Source organism: uncultured Phycicoccus sp., assembly GCF_947495705.1.
Classification (GTDB): Bacteria; Actinomycetota; Actinomycetes; order Actinomycetales; family Dermatophilaceae; genus Phycicoccus.
Genome location: NZ_CANLZR010000005.1, coordinates 124,347 through 142,264, shown reverse-complemented (window position 1 = coordinate 142,264; position 17,918 = coordinate 124,347). Strand labels below are relative to the sequence as shown.

Annotated in this window: 17 protein-coding genes and 4 tRNA genes; 17 read left to right on the top strand and 4 right to left on the bottom strand. The window is 73.0% G+C overall.

The annotated features are described in order from the left end of the window. Nucleotides 1-46: 46 nt before the first annotated feature. On the top strand, nt 47-982 hold the full coding sequence (locus Q0963_RS09290) for a type IV toxin-antitoxin system AbiEi family antitoxin domain-containing protein (protein ID WP_299445140.1): 936 nt from the start codon (nt 47-49) through the stop codon (nt 980-982). A gap of 128 nt (nt 983-1,110) precedes the next feature. Here Q0963_RS09290 and msrB read toward each other — a convergent pair whose 3' ends face one another. Beyond that, nucleotides 1,111-1,539: a peptide-methionine (R)-S-oxide reductase MsrB gene (gene msrB, locus Q0963_RS09285; RefSeq protein ID WP_299445139.1), complete on the bottom strand. Its 429-nt coding sequence runs from the start codon at nt 1,537-1,539 to the stop codon at nt 1,111-1,113. A gap of 115 nt (nt 1,540-1,654) precedes the next feature. Here msrB and Q0963_RS09280 point away from each other — a divergent pair, with 115 nt between their 5' ends. Beyond that, nucleotides 1,655-3,823, top strand: coding sequence for an ATP-dependent DNA ligase (locus Q0963_RS09280; protein WP_299445138.1), 2,169 nt, complete (start codon nt 1,655-1,657; stop codon nt 3,821-3,823). Next, nucleotides 3,820-5,001: a S9 family peptidase gene (locus Q0963_RS09275; RefSeq protein WP_299445137.1), complete on the top strand. Its 1,182-nt coding sequence runs from the start codon at nt 3,820-3,822 to the stop codon at nt 4,999-5,001. Before Q0963_RS09280 ends, Q0963_RS09275 begins: the two co-directional genes overlap by 4 nt. A 10-nt stretch (nt 5,002-5,011) precedes the next feature. Here Q0963_RS09275 and Q0963_RS09270 read toward each other — a convergent pair whose 3' ends face one another. Then, nucleotides 5,012-5,755 (bottom strand): dihydrofolate reductase family protein, encoded by a 744-nt coding sequence (locus Q0963_RS09270; protein WP_299445136.1) that lies wholly within the window; start codon nt 5,753-5,755, stop codon nt 5,012-5,014. A gap of 39 nt (nt 5,756-5,794) precedes the next feature. Here Q0963_RS09270 and Q0963_RS09265 point away from each other — a divergent pair, with 39 nt between their 5' ends. Then, nucleotides 5,795-6,799: a polyphosphate kinase 2 family protein gene (locus Q0963_RS09265; RefSeq protein WP_299445135.1), complete on the top strand. Its 1,005-nt coding sequence runs from the start codon at nt 5,795-5,797 to the stop codon at nt 6,797-6,799. A gap of 31 nt (nt 6,800-6,830) precedes the next feature. Here the strand turns inward: Q0963_RS09265 and Q0963_RS09260 are convergent, their stop codons facing one another. Beyond that, on the bottom strand, nt 6,831-8,483 hold the full coding sequence (locus Q0963_RS09260) for an acyl-CoA dehydrogenase family protein (protein ID WP_299445134.1): 1,653 nt from the start codon (nt 8,481-8,483) through the stop codon (nt 6,831-6,833). A 31-nt stretch (nt 8,484-8,514) separates the two neighbouring features. Between Q0963_RS09260 and Q0963_RS09255 the strand changes: the two genes are divergently transcribed. The 4 genes from Q0963_RS09255 to Q0963_RS09240 all read left to right on the top strand — a co-directional run bounded on the left by Q0963_RS09255 (nt 8,515) and on the right by Q0963_RS09240 (nt 10,020). Further along, nucleotides 8,515-9,654 (top strand): YihY/virulence factor BrkB family protein, encoded by a 1,140-nt coding sequence (locus Q0963_RS09255; RefSeq protein WP_299445133.1) that lies wholly within the window; start codon nt 8,515-8,517, stop codon nt 9,652-9,654. Nucleotides 9,655-9,762: 108 nt separating this feature from the next. Then, nucleotides 9,763-9,835: transfer RNA gene (locus tag Q0963_RS09250), tRNA-Gly, on the top strand. A gap of 23 nt (nt 9,836-9,858) precedes the next feature. After that, nucleotides 9,859-9,929 (top strand) — tRNA-Cys (locus tag Q0963_RS09245). Nucleotides 9,930-9,945: 16 nt separating this feature from the next. Beyond that, nucleotides 9,946-10,020, top strand: a tRNA-Val gene (locus Q0963_RS09240). Nucleotides 10,021-10,217: 197 nt separating this feature from the next. On the opposite strand, the gene Q0963_RS09235 is transcribed toward Q0963_RS09240, so the two are convergent. Then, on the bottom strand, nt 10,218-10,733 hold the full coding sequence (locus tag Q0963_RS09235; protein WP_299445132.1) for a DUF421 domain-containing protein: 516 nt from the start codon (nt 10,731-10,733) through the stop codon (nt 10,218-10,220). A 127-nt stretch (nt 10,734-10,860) separates the two neighbouring features. Here Q0963_RS09235 and Q0963_RS09230 point away from each other — a divergent pair, with 127 nt between their 5' ends. The 9 genes from Q0963_RS09230 to Q0963_RS09190 all read left to right on the top strand — a co-directional run bounded on the left by Q0963_RS09230 (nt 10,861) and on the right by Q0963_RS09190 (nt 17,783). Further along, nucleotides 10,861-11,004, top strand: a complete 144-nt coding sequence (locus Q0963_RS09230; RefSeq protein WP_299445131.1) for a hypothetical protein — start codon at nt 10,861-10,863, stop codon at nt 11,002-11,004. 175 nt (nt 11,005-11,179) lie between these two features. Beyond that, a complete protein-coding gene (locus Q0963_RS09225) occupies nt 11,180-11,440 on the top strand; it encodes an SHOCT domain-containing protein (protein WP_299445130.1) in 261 nt (86 codons plus the stop codon). Nucleotides 11,441-11,482: 42 nt separating this feature from the next. Further along, nucleotides 11,483-12,298: a 1-acyl-sn-glycerol-3-phosphate acyltransferase gene (locus tag Q0963_RS09220; RefSeq protein WP_299445129.1), complete on the top strand. Its 816-nt coding sequence runs from the start codon at nt 11,483-11,485 to the stop codon at nt 12,296-12,298. A gap of 419 nt (nt 12,299-12,717) precedes the next feature. Continuing rightward, nucleotides 12,718-14,568 (top strand): phosphoenolpyruvate carboxykinase (GTP), encoded by a 1,851-nt coding sequence (locus Q0963_RS09215; RefSeq protein WP_299445128.1) that lies wholly within the window; start codon nt 12,718-12,720, stop codon nt 14,566-14,568. 116 nt (nt 14,569-14,684) lie between these two features. Then, the gene (locus Q0963_RS09210; protein WP_299445127.1) at nt 14,685-15,206 is read left to right on the top strand and encodes a flavodoxin family protein; all 522 of its coding nucleotides are present in this window, start codon (nt 14,685-14,687) and stop codon (nt 15,204-15,206) included. A 39-nt stretch (nt 15,207-15,245) separates the two neighbouring features. Continuing rightward, nucleotides 15,246-16,286 (top strand): chorismate-binding protein, encoded by a 1,041-nt coding sequence (locus tag Q0963_RS09205; RefSeq protein ID WP_299445264.1) that lies wholly within the window; start codon nt 15,246-15,248, stop codon nt 16,284-16,286. 3 nt (nt 16,287-16,289) lie between these two features. Next, complete coding sequence (locus Q0963_RS09200) at nt 16,290-17,129, top strand: aminotransferase class IV (protein WP_299445126.1); 840 nt, start codon at nt 16,290-16,292, stop codon at nt 17,127-17,129. A 23-nt stretch (nt 17,130-17,152) separates the two neighbouring features. Then, nucleotides 17,153-17,635, top strand: coding sequence for a TIGR02611 family protein (locus Q0963_RS09195; protein WP_299445125.1), 483 nt, complete (start codon nt 17,153-17,155; stop codon nt 17,633-17,635). Between the two features lie 74 nt (nt 17,636-17,709). After that, nucleotides 17,710-17,783 (top strand) — tRNA-Val (locus tag Q0963_RS09190). Nucleotides 17,784-17,918: the final 135 nt, after the last annotated feature.

The window sequence follows — 17,918 nt, the reverse complement described above, 5'->3', positions numbered from 1 at the left end:
CGCTGCGGCCCTTGGGGTCGCCTCCGACGTGTGCTCGTCTGCACGGATGGAACCGGCACTCCACCTCGTGGCCCAGCAGCAGGGCGGGCTGTTCACCACCGCTCAGGCCAGGCGCGTGGGGGTGGGCGATCGCGCCCTGACCCGGCTGTGCCGGGACCGGCAGGTGGTGTCGCTGGCCCGCTCGGTCTACGTCCTCGCCGCCGACTGGCCCGAGCACGACGACGCGCGGCTGGCGGTGCGCACCCGGGGCGCTCTGACGCTGTACCCCGACGCCGCACCGGCCGGCGTCTCCACCCTGGCGCTGCGGACGGTCCCGACCTTCGGTGCCGATCTCGCCCGGGCCGACATCGTCAGGCCCGTGCACCGGGAGATCCTCACCGGGCTCTGTCGGATCCGGGCGCTGCACCCCGTTGTCAGGCCGTGTCCCGGCGCGGTCGGGTCGTCAGCCGCGGTGGCCGGCGCCCTCGTCCAGACGGCACTCGACCACGGGCACGTCCCAGCCGTCGTCGCGGCGGACCACGCCCTGCACCATCGGCTGACCACCCGCGCGGAGATCGAGGCGGCGGCCGCCGTGGTCCGGCGGTGGCCCGAGGCCGGGCGCGTGCGCACCATGCTGGCCTTTGTCGACGGGAGGGCCGAGTCGGTCGGCGAGACCCGTCTCCGGCTGTTCGTGCGCGCGATGGGGTGGTCCGTCGTGTCCCAGGTCCCGGTCGCCGACGAGTCCGGCGTGTTCGCCTACGCCGACCTGGGGGTCGAGGGCACGAACCTGCTTCTCGAGTTCGACGGCCGGGTCAAGTACGCCTCGGACCCGGAGGCGTTGTGGCGCGAGAAGCTGCGTGAGGACCGGGTCCGGCGACAGGGCTACGTCTTCGAGCGTGTCGTCTGGAGCGACTTCGACCGGCCCGTCGGGCTGACCGCCCGGCTGCACGCAGCCCGGGCCAGGGCGTGCACCGTGTCCAGCGGGCTACCCCCGACCGGCTGACAGCCGTCCCGGCCCCGGCATCCGCCACCTCACCCGGTTACCGGTCACTTCCCCCGAGAAGGCTTGCCGGGGGAAGTGCGGCGTTCTCGGGTCACCCGAGAAAGCGGCGCGGGAGGAGGCGGGGCGGGTCAGGTGGGGGAGTCGGTGGGGGTGAGAGTGAGGCTGATCGAGTTGATGCAGTAGCGCTGGTCGGTGGGGGTGTCGTAGCCCTCGCCCTCGAAGACGTGACCGAGGTGGCTGCCGCAGGCCGCGCACCGGACCTCGACCCGGGCCATGCCGAGCGAGCGGTCCTCGATGAGCTCGACCGCCTCGCCGGCGAGCGGGCTGAAGAACGACGGCCAGCCGCAGTGGCTCTCGAACTTGGTGTCGGACCGGAACAGCTCGGCGCCGCAGGCACGGCACGAGTACACCCCGGTGGTCGTGGTGTCGGTGTACTCCCCGGTGAACGGGCGCTCGGTGCCGGCCTGGCGGAGCACCTGGTACTCGGCGGGCGAGAGCGCCTCGCGCCACTCGCTCTCGGACTTGCGGACGCTGTACTCGCTGCCGGTCGGCTTCATCGTCATGCACTGGGCAACACCGGGCGCCCCCGGATGGTTCCCGCCGGCCCGCGCCGACAGAACCTCGTGAGGTGCGCGAACCCCCGCGTCGGCGTCGCTCGTTAGGCTCCGGTCCATGGCCGATGCGCAGATCGTCGAGGTCGATGGTCCGGACGGGGTCCGCGAGGTCCGCCTCAGCAGCCCCGACCGGGTGATGTGGCCCGACGTCGGCATCACCAAGGGCGACCTCGCCGGCTACGTCATGGCGGTCGGGGACGTCCTCGTCCGCCACATCGGCGACCGGCCCGTGACGCTCCAGCGCTTCCCCGAGGGCATCGAGGGGGAGGAGTTCTACCAGAAGAACCCGCCCAAGGGGATGCCCGACTGGGTCCGCACCACGCGGTGCCGCTACCCCAGCGGCCGGCGGCACGACCAGATCGTCGTCGACGAGGTCGCCACGGCGGTGTGGGCGGTGCAGATGAACACCGTGACGTTCCACCCGTGGCCGGTGCGCACGGCCGACAACGACAACCCCGACGAGCTGCGCATCGACCTCGACCCGCAGCCCGGCCGCACGTTCGCCGACGCCGTCGAGGCCGCGCAGGCCCTGCGTGAGCTCATGGGCGAGCACGGGCTCACCGCGTGGGCCAAGACCAGCGGCAACCGCGGCGTGCACGTCTTCGCCCGGATCGCCCCGACCCACGAGTTCCTCGACGTCCGGCACGGCGTCATCGGCCTGGCCCGCGAGCTCGAACGCCGCCTCCCCGACCTCGTCACGTCGTCGTGGTGGAAGGAGGAGCGCGGCGAGCGGGTGTTCGTCGACTTCAACCAGGCCTGTCGCGACCGGACCATCGCGTCCGCCTACAGCCCCCGGCCGCTGCCGGGCGCGCCGGTGTCGATGCCGGTGACCTGGGCCGAGCTGGCCACCGTGGCACCGGGCGACTTCACCGTGCTCACCGTGCCCGACGTCCTCGAGGACCGCGAGGACGCCTGGGCCGGCATCGACGACGCGGTGGGCGACGTGGCCCAGGCGATCGCCCTGTGGGACCGCGACGTCGAGGAGCGTGGCCTCGGCGAGCTGAACTTCCCGCCCGACTACCCGAAGATGCCGGGCGAACCGCCGCGGGTCCAGCCGTCCAAGCGCCGCCAGGACAAGGCCGACGAGGAGTACATGGCGCCCAAGGCCGAGCGCGACGCCGCGACGCGGGCCGAGTGGGGGATGCCGGTGGTCCCGCCGGTCGCGCCGATGCTCGCCAAGCCCGTCAAGGGCCTCGACGCCAAGGCCCTTCAGGACACCGCGGTCGTCTACGAGCCCAAGTGGGACGGCTTCCGCTCCATCGTCTTCCGCTCCGGCGACCGCGTCGAGATCGGCAGCCGCAACGAGAAGCCGATGACCCGGTACTTCCCCGAGATCGCCGAGGCCGCACTGGCCAACCTGCCCGAGCGGTGCGTCGTCGACGGCGAGATCATCGTCGTCCGCCCGGGGGAGGACCGGCTCGACTTCGAGCTGCTGAGCCAGCGCATCCACCCCGCCGCCAGCCGGGTGAAGAAGCTGGCCGCCGAGACCCCCGCCCGGTTCGTGGCCTTCGACCTGCTCGCGCTCGGCGACGACGACCTCACCGGCCGGCCGTTCGCCGAACGGAGGGCACTGCTCGAGCAGGCCCTGGCCGGCGCCCGGGCGCCCGTCCACCTCACCCCGGCCACGACCGACCCCGAGGTGGCGCGCGGCTGGTTCACCGAGTTCGAGGGGGCCGGCCTCGACGGCCTCGTCGCCAAGCCCGCCGACGGTACCTACGAGCCCGACAAGCGCACGATGCTCAAGATCAAGCACGAGCGCACCGCCGACTGCGTCGTGGCCGGGTACCGGGTGCACAAGTCCGGCCCCGACGCCATCGGCTCGCTGCTGCTCGGCATCCACGACGCCGAGGGCAGCCTGCTGTCCGTCGGGGTCATCGGTGCCTTCCCGATGGCCCGCCGCAAGGAGCTGTTCGACGAGCTGCAGCCGCTCGTCACCGACTTCGACGACCATCCGTGGGCGTGGGCGAAGCAGGAGGAGGGCACCCGCACCCCGCAGAACGCCGCGGGCAGCCGGTGGGCGGCCGGCAAGGACCTGTCGTTCGTGCCGCTGCGCCCCGAGCGGGTCGTCGAGGTCCGCTACGACCACATGGAGGGCGTGCGGTTCCGGCACACCGCGCAGTTCGTCCGGTGGCGCCCCGACAAGGACCCCGCCGACTGCACCTACGACCAGCTCGACGAGCCGGTGTCCTACGACCTCTCCGCCGTCCTCGACGGTGGCCACGCGTGAGCCGGTCGTCGGCCGGGCCCAGCCGGGCCAGGGTCGCGGCGACGGCCGGCGCCGCGGTGGGCGCCACCTCGGCCCTGGCGTCGGCCGCCGGGTCGCTGGCCGGTGCGGCCTACTTCGCCCGCAAGATCCTCACCCCCGACCCGCGGCGCCCCGACGACGTCGTCGTCCGCGAGGTCGCGGCCGGCTCCGTTCTCCTCGACACCACCGCCGACACGGTCGTGTCGGGCCGGTACGGGCTGTGGCTCGACGGCGGGCGCGGGCACTGCCGGGTCGGTGACGTGCTCGACCTCGACGCCGCCGCGGGGGTGGTCCGGCGTGAGCTGCTGGGGGTCGACGCGGGCGAGCCCCGGCCCGGCCCCGCCCGGTGGAACAGCTACTACCACGGTGCGCCGCCCGACGTCAGCCTCGGCCTGCCCACCGAGCACGTCACCTACCGCGGCGAGCTGGGGGCGATGCCCGCCTGGGTGGTCACGCCCGACGGCACCGCCACCGAGCGGTGGGCCGTCCTCGTGCACGGCCGGGGCGCCCAGCGCGAGGAGACCGTGCGGGCCATGCCGCCGCTGCTCGCCGAGGGCTGGACGTGCCTCGTCCCCTCGTACCGCAACGACGTGAACGTGCCCGCCGCTCCCGACAGCCGCTACGCCCTCGGCCTGTCGGAGTGGCGCGACGTCGACGCCGCCGTCACGTACGCCGTCGAGCACGGGGCCTCGGAGATCCTCCTCATGGGCTGGTCGATGGGCGCGGCCATCACGCTGCAGCTGCTCGACCGGTCCGCGCAGTCCCACCGCGTCTCGCGGGTCGTCCTCGACGGCCCCGTCATCGACTGGGGCGACGTCCTGGCCCACCACGCGCGCGAGCACCACGTCCCCCGGCCCGTGGGCTCGCTGGCCCGGCTGCTCATGCGCCACCGCTGGGGGCACCGCCTCGTCGGGGTCCACGAGGGCGTCGACCTCGCCCTCACCGACTGGGTCCGGCGGGCCGACGAGCTGCGCCACCGGCTCCTGCTCATCCACTCGGCCGACGACGAGTTCGTCCCCTTCGGCCCGTCGCTCGCCCTCGCCCAGGCCCGCCCCGACCTCGTGACCTTCGAGCAGTGGCGCGAGGCCCGGCACTGCCAGGAGTGGAACACCGACCCCACCCGCTGGGAGTCGGTGGTGCGCGCCTACGCGGCCGGCTGAGCACACGCCCTCAGCGGCGGACCCGCCACAGCGCGAGCACGGTGCCCGACTCCTCGAGCATCAGGTGCGGGCGCACCGCCACACCCGCCGGCGGGGCCAGCGGCGCACCGGTGACGATCCGCCGCCCGTTCCCGCCGACGACGACGGGCGCCACCGTCGTGGCCAGCTCGTCGACGACCCCCGCCGCCAGGGCGGTGCCGAGCAGCGAGGGGCCACCCTCGACGAGCACATGGCGAAGCCCGCGGTCGGCCAGGAGGTCGAGGGCGAGCGCGAGGTCGACGCGGTCGTCGCCGCAGACGAGGACGGACTCCGCGCCCAGCACCGACCGGGCGCGGTTCAGCGCGCGCGTCCCGGCCGCATCGCAGGTGACGAGGAGGGCGGGTCCGCGACCCGCCGTTGGCGTGCGCAGCCCCTCGGGCACCTTGCCGCTGCGGGTCACCGCGACGAGGGTCGCGGGGACGGGGGAGCGGCGGGTCGGCTCGATCCGCCGGTACCCCTCGTCGCGCATCGTGCCCGCACCGGCGACGACGGCGTCCGCGTGGTCGCGCAGGATCGCGAAGACCCGGTTGTCGGCGGGGGTGTTGACCGACCCGCTGCGGCCGTCGGCGCCCACCGCGGAGCCGTCGACCGTCGCGACCATGTTCGACCGGACCCATCGGCGCCGCGGGGGTGGGGCGTAGAGGTCGACGAGGGCGGCGACGGTGAGCCGCCCGCCGGGGGTGGCCGGACGGCGGGGGTCGAGCAGGATGCGCATCCGGGCATCCTCGCAGCGCCGCTCTGCGAGGATGCCCCGATGGGCAAGGGCGCGAAGAACAAGTCGAAGAAGTCGAAGGCCGCGACGAAGGCGAAGGCTCTCGAGCGCGCCGCCGTCGAGGCCGCCGACCTGAGCGGCAAGGCCGCGAAGAAGGCGAAGAAGAAGAAGGCGAAGGCCAAGGAGGCGCGGGCGGCGGCCGAGGTCGAGGTCGCGTCCTGGTCGGACCTGCTGCGGGTGGAGCCCGGCTTCGCCCTCGCCGACATCGACCCGGCCTCGACGCCCGGCTTCGACGGGGGGAAGAAGGACGCCGAGCAGGTGATGGAGGACCTGCAGAAGCGGCTCGCCGACCTCCAGGAGCGGCTGTTCGCCGAGTCCAAGGGCGGCGGCCGGCGCTCGATCCTCCTCGTCGTCCAGGGCATGGACACCTCCGGCAAGGGCGGAATCATGCGCCACGTCGTCGGTGCCGTCGACCCTCAGGGCGTCGACATCACCTCGTTCAAGGCCCCGAGTGCCGAGGAGAAGAAGCACCCCTTCCTCTGGCGGATCCGCAAGGCCCTGCCGCGGCCGGGTCAGATCGGGGTCTTCGACCGGTCCCACTACGAGGACGTGCTCATCGTCCGCGTCCACGAGCTCGTGCCGCGCTCGACGTGGTCGAGGCGCTACGCCCAGATCAACAGGTTCGAGCAGGGCGTCGTCGAGGACGGCACGGTGATCGTCAAGGTGATGCTCCACCTCTCGAGCGACGAGCAGAAGGCCAGGCTCACCGAGCGGCTGCACCGCGGCGACAAGTACTGGAAGTACAACCCCGGCGACGTCGACGAGCGCGGCTACTGGGCCGACTACATGGAGGCCTACCAGGCCGCCCTGGAGAAGTGCTCCACCGCCGTCGCGCCGTGGCACGTCGTCCCGTGCGACCACAAGTGGTACGCGCGGCTGGCCGTCACCAACCTCCTCCTCGAGCAGCTCGAGGCGATGGACCCGCGCTGGCCCGCTGCGGACTTCGACGTGGAGGCCGAACGCGAGCGTCTCGCGATGACCCCCTGACCCGTTTCCTGGCCCCCCGGGGCCGGGGGTGTCAGGCGGGCAGCGCGCGGTCGAGGACCACCGGCGCGACGTCGGCGCCCACGGGGCCGCCGAGCGTCCCGAAGGTCACCCCGTGGCCACCGGCCAGCCGGCTGGCGACGAAGGCGTCGGCGACCGGGGCCGGGGAGAACCGCACGAGCAGGCTCGCCTGGAGGGTGACCGCGAGCTGTTCGACGAGCCGGCGGGCGCCCCACTGGGCGTCGGGCCCGGAGGCCGCGTCCTGCACGAGGCGGCAGGCGTCGATCGCGGCGTCGAGGACCGGGGCGTGCCCGCGGGCGAGGTCGAGCTCGTGGAGCAGCGCGTCGAGCGCCGCGGGCTCGCGGACGATGGCGCGCAGGACGTCGAGGGCGTTGACGTTGCCGGAGCCCTCCCAGATGGAGTTGAGCGGGGCCTCCCGGTACAGCCGCGCGAGGCCGTTCTCCTCGACGTAGCCGTTGCCGCCGAGGCACTCCAGCGCCTCGGCGACCATCGGCGCGGTGCGCTTGCACACCCAGTACTTGCCGAGGGCGACGCCCAGCCGGCCGAGGTCGCGCTCCCCGGCGTCGACGGCGTGGGCCAGGCGCATCCCGAGCAGGGTGGCGGCCTCGGACTCCAGCGCGAGGTCGGTGAGGACGTTGCGCATGAGCGGCTGGTCCGACAGGAACGCGCCGAAGGCCCGGCGGTGCCGGCTGTGGTGCAGGGCCGCCACGAGCGCGGCCCGCATCGTGGCGGCGGACCCCAGGATGCAGTCGAGCCGGGTCGAGGCCACCATGTCGATGATCGTGCGCACGCCGCGGCCCTCGTCGCCGACGCGGACGGCCCAGGCCTCGTCGAGCTCGATCTCGGACGAGGCGTTCGAGCGGTTGCCGAGCTTGTCCTTGAGCCGCTGCACCTGGATGTCGTTGCGGGTGCCGTCATCCAGGACGCGGGGGAGGAGGAAGCACGTGACGCCCGGCGCCGTCTGGCCGAGGACGAGGAAGCCGTCGCTCATCGGGGCCGAGCAGAACCACTTGTGGCCGGTGAGCCGGTAGGTCTCGCCCGTCAGCGGGCCGTCCGGCGCCGCGACCGCCCTCGTCGTGTTGGCGCGGACGTCGGACCCGCCCTGCTTCTCGGTCATCCCCATCCCGAGGGTGAGGCCGGCCTTCCGCCCGTGCGGGGCGAGGCCGGGGTCGTACGTGCGGGCCGCGAGGCCGGGGACCCAGTCTTCCGCGACGTCGGGGGCCGCGCGAAGCGCCGGGACCGCCGCGTACGACATCGACACCGGGCACAGGTGGCCCGCCTCGACCTGCGACCACACGACGAAGCCCGCGGCCCGTCGGGCGTGGGCGCCCGACCCGGGCTGCTGCTGCCACGGCTCGGCGGTGAGCCCGGCCCCGACCGCGACCTCGAGCAGCCGGTGGTAGGCGGGGTGGTACTCGACCTCGTCGAGCCGTGCGCCGCTCGGGGCGTGGGTCCGCAGGAGGGGCGGGACCCGCTCGGCCTGGTCGGCCCAGGTCCGGGCCTCGGCGGACCCGGCGAGCCGGCCGAGGTCGCGCAGGGCGGCGGATCCGGAGCCGTCGTGGGGGGCCACCCACTGCGCCACCGCCTCGGCGAGGGTCGCGTCGGACCCGAGGACGTCGTGGTCCTCCAGCGGCTGAACCTGGTTCGTCACTTCGTGGGTGCGCACCGCGCCAGGCTACGGCGGATACCGTGGAGGCATGACCGACGCGAAACGGCGGGTGCGCCGGGCGCTCGCGCGGGTGCCGGGGGCCCTGACGATCGCCCGGCTCACCGTCGTGACGACCCGCATCTGCCTGCGGTACCGCGTCACCGGCCTTGCCTCCGAGGCGGGCTTCTTCGCGCTCCTGTCGCTGCCGCCCCTGGTCCTGGGGCTCTTCGGCGGGCTCGGCTACTTCCGCGACGCCTTCGGGACCCAGAACGTCGTCCAGGTCCGCGACGCGATCCTCGACTACGCGGGGCGCTTCCTCACCCCCGACGTCATCGAGAGCGTGCTCGGCCCCACCGTCGACGACGTGTTCCGGGGCGGCCGGGCCGACCTGCTGTCGATCGGGTTCCTCCTCTCGCTCTGGTCGGGCTCGCGGGCGCTCAACGTCTTCGTCGACACGATCTCGATCATGTACGGGCAGTCGGGGGTCCGCGGCATCGTCCGGACCCGGGCGCTCTCGTTCTCGCTCTACATCGTCGCCCTCGTCATGGGGATCATCACCATCCCCCTCGTCCTGCTCGGCCCGACGATCCTCGGGGGGTTCCTGCCCGACCCGTGGGACGCCCTCGTCTACCTCTACTGGCCGCTGGTCACCGTCCTCACCGTCGGCGGGCTCACGAGCCTGTACCACGTCTCCACGCCCCGGCGGTCCCCGTGGAGCCGCGACGTGCCCGGTGCGGTCCTCACCCTCGTGCTGTGGGCGCTCGCGTCGTTCTTCGTGCGGGGCACCATCGCCGCCTCGCTCGGCGGCTCGTCGATCTACGGCCCGCTGTCGGCCCCGATCGTCATCCTCATCTGGCTGTACGCCCTGGCGATCTCCGTGCTCATCGGCGCGGCGCTCAACGGCGCCATCCGCGAGCTGTGGCCGCACGAGGAGCGGCGCGCCCTGCACACCCGGCTGTTCGACCGGGTGCGGGACCTGCGCGAGCGGCGCCGCGGGGTCATCCCCGAGCCCGGGTGGTCGGACCCGTTCGAGGGGTACGCGCACTCCGACACCCTGGCCGACGAGCTCGAGCTGCGGAGCCTGCGCGAGGCCGCCAACCGGCCGTTGACGCCGATCGCCAATGCCGGCGCGGCGCGCGAGGCCGCGGCCGCCCGGGCGGCCGTCCGGGCGGGCGATCACGAGCGGTAGGCGGCCCCCTCGGGGTGCGGTCCCCGGTTTGGAGATCGGCGCGCGAATCGGCTACTGTCTCGGAGCACGCCAAGCGGGGATTCCGGTCGGAGTTCTCGTCTGACGCGCGCGGATGTAGCTCAGTTGGTAGAGCGCAACCTTGCCAAGGTTGAGGTCGCCGGTTCGAACCCGGTCATCCGCTCGGAGGGTTAGCCGCCCCCCAATGGTGGAGTGGCCGAGAGGCGAGGCAGCGGCCTGCAAAGCCGCGTACACGGGTTCAAATCCCGTCTCCACCTCGAGTAGTACCCCCTCGGGCGATTGGCGCAGTGGTAGCGCGCTTCCTTGACACGGAAGAGGTCACTGGTTCAAACCCAGTATCGCCCACCATCTCGAACGGCCCCTGACCCGCGGAACGCGGTCAGGGGCCGTTCTCACGTCAGCTGCTGAAGAGACGTGGAGGATCCGGCGGCCCCGACGGTCGCGCACGATGCGACCGGTCACCTCCGTGCGTTGCCGTCCTCGCATTCTGACGCAACCGAAGGCACACCGTCCCGGTTCCCGGCCGCGGCCGAGGGTGTCCGCGGTCAGCCCTGCGGGACGGTGAGGTCCGCAAGGGCGTCTCCGGCTCCGACGGACTCCCGCGGGACCACGCTGAGGCTCCCGTCGGTCTCGAGGACGACCGCCTCGACGAGGTCGAAGCCGCCGATCCCGGCGCTGCGGGTCGCCTGGCGCACCTCGCCCGCCGTCACGCGGCATTCCGACAGCCGGTCCTCGAGCAGGCGGCCGCGGTGGACGAGGAGCGTCGGGGACGACTTCACCGCCCGGCGCGCCCCCCGGGAGCGGGAGGACAGCAACGCGACGACGAACTGCAGAAGGACGAGCAGGCCCATCGCGGCGACCCCCTCGCTGACGCTGATGTCGCTGCTGAGCAGCACCGTGGCCAGAGTGGACCCGAGGGCCACCGTCACGACGAGGTCGAAGGCGTTGAGCTTGGCGAGGGTCCGTTTGCCGGACAGGCGCAGGATGAGCACGAGTGCCGCGTACGCCGTCGACCCGACGACGAGCACGCGGACGAGGTCGGACCACTGGTCGAAGAACATGGCCGGGACGGTACCGGCGCCGAATGCCGTGGTGCTCGCAGGCAGGCAATCCGTGTGTTCGAGAACCGCGCTGACGGAGCGTGCGTCGATAGGCTCCGGTTACATACCCCGACCAAGGAGGTAGCTCATGGTGGTTCTCGGCATCATTCTCGCGGTGATCGGCCTGATCGCCAGCATCTCGATCCTGCTGTGGATCGGCGTGGCACTCGTCATCATCGGCCTCGTCATGAACTTCGTGCCGATCGGCGGGACCACCCGCCGCTGGTACTAGCACCACGCACCAGAACTCAGCGTTCCCCTCGGGTCCCGGGCAGCTTGCCCGGGGCCCGAGCGGTTTCCGGGACCTCCGCCACCGCGATCCCGGGGCCGGCAGGCCGGTGCTTTTCCCAGGTCGGTGCGCCATCCTGGGGGTGGGCGGCCCCCGGCCGCGGTCAGGAGGTTCGCGCATGTACTGGAACCGAGGCATGGGGATCATCGAGCTCGGGGTCGTCGGCGTGATGATGCTGCTCTTCCTGGGCATCATCGTCGCCATCGTCCTCGTCATCGCCCGGTCGGCCGGGGGCGGGTCACGTCCCCACGGAGGCGGCGCGTTCGGTAGTACGGCCCGTCCCGAGAACCCGGCGCTGAAGGTCCTGGACGAGCGGTTCGCGCGGGGCGAGATCGACGAGGACGAGTACCGGCGCCGGCGGGACATCCTGCAGGGCTGAGGCTCGGCCATCCGGGGTTGCCGACCGCGCCGAACCACAGCCGTGGACGACGCCCTGTACCGAGCGGTGATCCGCGCTGCCCGTGTGGTGTGGCGGGTGCTCGGCCTGCGCCTCGAGGTGTCCGGCAGCGAGCACCTGCCGGCGGCCGGGCCGGTGGTCGTCGCGGCGAACCACCAGAGCTTCATCGACTTCATGGTCGTCGGGCTGCCCGCGGTGCATCGGGGGCGCCTCGTCCGGTTCCTGGCCAAGCAGTCCGTCTTCGGCTCGGCGCTCGGCGGGCCGCTGATGCGCGGGATGCACCACATCCCGGTCGACCGCACCCGAGGCGTCACCGCGGCCCGGGCCGCGCTGCAGGCCCTCCGTCGCGGCGAGGTCGTCGGGGTCTATCCCGAGGCCACCATCGGGCACGCCTTCACCCTCAAGGACCGCGGGGACCTGAAGCGGGGGGCGGCCCACCTCGCCATCGCGACCGGGGCGCCGATCGTCCCCGTCGCTCACTGGGGGCTGCACCGCGTGACGACGGTCGGGCGTCGGCCCTCGCTGCGCCGCGGGCTGTGGGTGGGGGTGCGGGTGGGCCCGCCGATCGCTCCGCTGCCGGGCGAGACCGCTATCGAGCTCACCGGTCGCGTGCACACCGCCCTGGCCGGGCTGATCGAGGAGCTGCTGGACCGCTACCCCGAGCCGCCGCAGGGTCCGGTGCCGGCCTGGTGGTGGCCGGCTCATCGGGGCGGGGGAGCCCCGTCCCTGGAGCGCGCGCGTGACCTCGACCGGCTCGCCGTCGCCCGGGCCGACGGCGTCGCGGACCCCGACCTGGGCATGCATACACCGTCGACCCGGCGGGTACAGGGCAGTGCATGACGCGACCGGAGAGGTCGTGGAACGCATCTCCGAGTGAGGGACGGGGATGCCCTGTCCAGCCGCCGTCGGCGGGGCGCGGATCGGTGGCGGACAGGGGATGGCCCGTCGGCGCAGGGAGCCGGCGGGCCATCCGCATGCCGAACAGGGTGCTGGTCCGGATGACCGCCCCGCGCCGCTCGTGCGACTGACAACGTTGTCCCACAAGGGGAAACGCTTTCATGGCTCTCGAGGCCCGCCGCGGTGTGACTCATGTCTCCGGCTCGGGCCGAGTGTGACAAAGGACTCCCATGTCTGCGGGTCCCGGGGGTGGCCACAACACATGGGGGTGCGGTGCAATGGCCATCTCGCAGAGCGGACACCCCGACGGTGGGGAGTCGGCTCTCGGGCCGACACGCGACCGACCGAGAAGGGTGAGCAACGTGGCCGACCTGGAGAAGCCCCTGGATGACGCGGGCCTGACGAACGTGGCGGTGCGGGAGTACGTCCTGCACTGGGCGCAGTACCTCGGGGCCGAGCGCATCGAGGTGGTGAGCGCGTCCGACGACGCCCGGCTCATCCAGGAGTCGCTCGCCGCCGACGAGATCCAGCCGGCGGGGGAGGGCCTCTACTACTCGCGCAGCTACTCCAAGGACACCGCGCGCTCCGAGGAGCGCACCATCGTCGCCACGAGCCGCCCCGAGGACGAGGGCGTCTACAACAACTGGCGCCACACCGACGAGATCCGCCCCGTCGTCGAGGGCCACATGAAGGGGGCGATGGCGGGCAAGACGATGTACGTCATCCCGTACCTCATGGCGCCTCCCGGCAGCCCGCTCGAGCGGTTCGCCGCCGGGGTCGAGATCACCGACAACCGCACCGTGTGCCTGCACATGATCCGGATGGCGCGGGTCGGCGTCGACCTCATCAACAACCTCGCCGACCCCGACATGTTCGTGCGCGCCGTCCACGTGACCGGCGACCTGCCGAACCTCGGCCAGGGCACCGACGGCGACAAGCGCTACTTCGTGACCGTGGCCGACGAGCGGACCATCCTGCACTTCGGCAGCTCCTACGGCGGCAACGCGCTGCTCGGCAAGATCGCCCACGGTCTGCGCCAGGCCTCGTACGACGGCTGGGCGTCCGGGGAGTTCCTCGGCGAGCAGTTCATGCTCCTCGGCATCACCGACAAGCAGACCGGCGAGACCCATCACATCTGCGGCGGCTTTCCCAGCGCCTCCGGCAAGACGAACCTCGCGATGACGCTGGCGCCGGACGCCCTCGGCGACCGGTACCACGTGTCGTTCTACGGCGACGACATCGCGTGGCTGTGGGTGGCCGAGGACGGCCAGCTGTACGGGCTCAACCCCGAGAACGGCGTGTTCGGCGTCGCCAAGGACACGAACGAGAAGACCAACCCGACGGCCCTGGACTCCATCGAGCCGGGCACCCAGGCCCTCTTCACGAACGTCGCCTACAACGAGGTGACCCAGGAGGTCTGGTGGGAGGGGCGCACCCCCGACAAGCCGGCCGACGTCACGGGCTGGCGGGACTGGAAGGGCGAGCTCATCGCCGACCGGAACCCCGACGAGGCCGGCGACCCGTGGGCGCACCCGAACAGCCGGTTCACGACGACCCTGGCGAACGTGCCCAACGTCGCGCCCAACTTCGAGGACCCGCGGGGCGTCAAGATCGACGCGATCATCTTCGGCGGCCGCACCCGCGACCGTGAGCCGCTCGTGCGCGCCATCGACGACCTCGCGGAGGGGGTCTACGACGGGCTGACCCTGGGTGCCGAGGCCACCGCCGCGGCCGAGGGCGTCGAGGGCAAGCTCCGCTACGACCCGATGTCGATGCGGCCCTTCATGTCGTACCCGGAGGGCCCGTACGCCGCGCACTGGCTGAAGATCGTCGGCGCGGCCGCCGACCAGCCGGTCTTCGCGCACGTCAACTGGTTCCAGCGCGACCCCGAGGACGGCCACTTCCTGTGGCCCGGGTACCGCGAGAACCTGCGCGCCCTCCTGTGGCTCGTCCAGTACAAGAAGGGTGAGGTCACGGGCCGGAAGACGCCGGTGGGCATCATCCCGCTCAAGGAGGAGCTGAACCTCGACGGCCTCGAGATCGACGCGGACGACCTCGACACGATCCTCACGATCGACGTCGACCGCTGGCGCCAGGAGATCGGGCACCGCGAGGAGCACCTCAACCAGTTCGCGAACCTCCCCGAGGAGATCTGGGCCGCGCACCGCCGGGTCGCCGCGGCGCTCGAGCAGGAGGCCACCGTCATCGCCTGACGGCAGCCCGACCAACGACGGGGCGTGACCGACGAGACATCGTCGGCCACGCCCCGTCGCCGTACGGTGGAGGTGGGACCCGTCCCGGACCCGGGACGTCCCGGAAGAGGCTCACCATGGAACGCGCACTGGTCGTCTTCGAGTCGATGTTCGGGCAGACCGAGACCGTCGCCCGCGCCGTCGCGCAGGGTGTGGCGGAGGTGATGCCTGTCGATGTCGTCGATGTCGCTCACGCCCCGCAGACGCTGCGGGGCCATGCCCTCGTCCTCGCCGGGGGGCCGACCCACGCCTTCTCGATGAGCCGGGCCTCGACCCGGCGGGAGGCTCAGACGCGCGGCGCCACCCAGGGCTCGGTCGACACCGGCCTGCGCGAGTGGCTCGAGGCCCTCGGCCGCCACGAGGACGCCGATGTCGTCACCTTCGACACCCGGGTGACCTCGGTGCGCCGGATGCCCGGCTCCGCAGCCCGCAGCGCCGCGAGGGCAGCGCGCCGTCACGGCCTGCATGAGGTGGCCCGGCCGGAGAGCTTCTACGTCCAGGACGTCGCGGGTCCGCTGGACGACGGCGAGGAGCAGCGGGCGACGGCGTGGGGCCGGGACGTGGCGCGGGCCTCCAGGGCCCACCACGCCCACCGCTGACCGACGGCGCGGCAGGTCGCCGGGCTCGTGCCCCCTACGATGCTCGGCGTGGCGGAGGCGCGGTTCGGAGCGGTCGTGGCCCGGGGCGTCGAGGCAGTCACCGACGACCCCGGTGACCTGACCAGCGGGTTCTGGGCCGTCGTCGTCACCTTCGAGGGCGTGCTGACCGCGGTCCGGATGGCTGAGGTCAGCCGGCACGGCCGTCCCGTCGCGCCGGACCCGCACGGCTGGCCGGGGCTCACCGGCCCGTGGCGCAGCAGCCTCGACGAGGACGGGTACGTCGCGGGCGTCGACGAGATCCGCGACCGCATCGCCGCGGGGACGGTGTACCAGGTCAACCTCTGCCGGGTGCTCGAGCACGACCTTCCCGAAGGGGCGTCGGTGCTGGCCCTCGGCGAGGTCCTGGCCCGCGGCAACCCCGCGCCGTACGCCGCGACGATCGACATCCCGGAGGCCGGGCTCGAGGTGGCCTGCGCCTCGCCCGAGGCCTACCTCGTCCGCCGCGGCCGGCGCCTCACGTCGGGCCCGATCAAGGGGACCGCCGCCGACCCGCACGGCCTGCGGACGAAGGACTTCGCCGAGAACGTCATGATCGTCGACCTCGTCCGCAACGACCTGGCCCACGTCAGCACCCCGGGGACGGTGGAGGTCGACGCCCTGTGCCGCCTCGAGCACCACCCCGGTCTCGTCCACCTGGTCTCGGAGGTGAGCGGCGCGCTGCGCCCCGGCGTGGGATGGCGTGACGTCCTCGCCGCGACCTTCCCGCCCGGGTCGGTGAGCGGGGCGCCGAAACACACGGCGCTGCGGGCCATCGCCGACCTCGAGCCGGTACCGCGCGGCCCCTACTGCGGAGCGGTCGGCTGGGTGGACGCCGACCGCGACGAGGCCGTCCTCGCCGTCGGGATCCGTACCTTCTGGGCGGCCCGCGACGCCGACGGCCGCCGGGTCCTGCGGTTCGGGACCGGCGCCGGGATCACCTGGGGCAGCTCGGCCGTTGACGAGTGGCAGGAGACCGAGCTCAAGGCGGCGCGCCTCGTCGCCCTTGCCACCGGTCACGGCCAGATCTCTGGAAGGGTGTGAGGCATGACGGACATCCGTGTCTGGGTCGACGGCGCCCGCATCCCGGCCGACGCTCCGGCCGTGAGCGCCGTGGACCACGGCGTCACCGTGGGCGACGGGGGGTTCGAGACGGCGAAGGTCGAGGACGGCCGGCCGTTCGCGATGACACGGCACCTGGCCCGGATGGACAAGACCATGGCGGGTCTGGGGCTGCCGCCGGCCGACCACGACCGCATCCGCGAGGGTGTCGCCGCCGTCCTCGACGAGCCGATCGACTTCGGCCGGCTGCGGTGGACCGTGACCGGCGGGCGGGGCCCGTTGGGGTCGGACCGGATGGGCTCGACGCTCACCTATATCGTCACCGCGACGGCGCACGCCCGCCCGCCCGCCACCGGGGCCGTCGTCACCGTGCCGTGGGTCCGCAACGAGCGGTCCGCGACGGCCGGGCTGAAGACCACGTCGTACGCCGACAACGTCGTCGCGCTGGCGCGGGCGCAGGCACAGGGCGCGCTGGAGGCCGTCTTCGGGAACACCCGGGGCGAGCTGTGCGAGGCGACGGGCAGCAACATCTTCGTCGTCACCGGCGGGGTGCTGCGCACGCCGCCGCTCGACAGCGGCTGCCTGCCGGGGATCTCGCGCGAGCTCGTCCTGGAGTGGTGCCGCGCCGACGGGATCGAGGTCCGCGAGGAGGCGCTCCCGCTGGAGGTCCTCGAGGTCGCCGACGAGGTCTTCCTCACCTCCTCGATCAAGGACGTGCTGCCGGTGTCGGCGGTCGACGGCCGGGCTCTGACAGCCCCGGGCCCCCTGACCGAGAAGGTCATGGGCGTGTGGGCTGCGCACGCCGCCCGGACGGTGGACCCGTGACCGGGCCCGGAGGGGAGAGCGCCGTGACCGACGACAGCGACGCGCCCGCGGGGACGCCCCGCGCGGAGAACGGCGACGGGCACCCTGCCGCCCGGGAGCGCCATCTGGTGGGGCCGGACTGGCAGTGGCGCCACCGGCTCCGGGACAACCCGGCCACCCACCGTCTCTACCGGGTCGTCGTCGGCATCCTCGGGCTCGTGCTCGTCGCCGGCGGGCTCCTGCTCGTGCCCCTGCCGGGCCCGGGGTGGCTCATCGTCATCATCGGGATCGCTGTCTGGGCCACCGAGTTCGAGCGCGCCCAGCGACTACTCGACTTCGTCAAGGACCGGGTCCGCGCATGGGAGGACTGGGTGCGTCACCAGCCCCGGTACGTCCAGGGGGCGGTCGCGCTCGCCACCTTCGCGTTCGTCGCGACGGTCGTGTGGCTGTCGTTCCGGCTCATCGGCGTGCCCGGCTTCGTCCCGGACGACGTCGCCACCTGGCTGCACGTCAACGCCGGGCTCTGACCTCGGCCGCGGTCGGCAGCCCCCGATTTCCGCGTGCCGGACCGGCCGGGTATCCTCGGCAGGCCGCAGCACCAGGATGTGTAGCTCAGTTGGTTAGAGCGTTCGCTTCACACGCGAGAGGTCAGGGGTTCGAGTCCCTTCACATCCACCGACAGCCCCCGATCGCGCCAGCGAGCGGGGGCTGTGGTGGTGCGTGGGGGCTCGGGAGCGGAGCGGACCCTTCACATCCACCGAAGCTCCTCGTGAGCCGAGGCCCGGGGGTGTATGCATAGACCCATGAGGT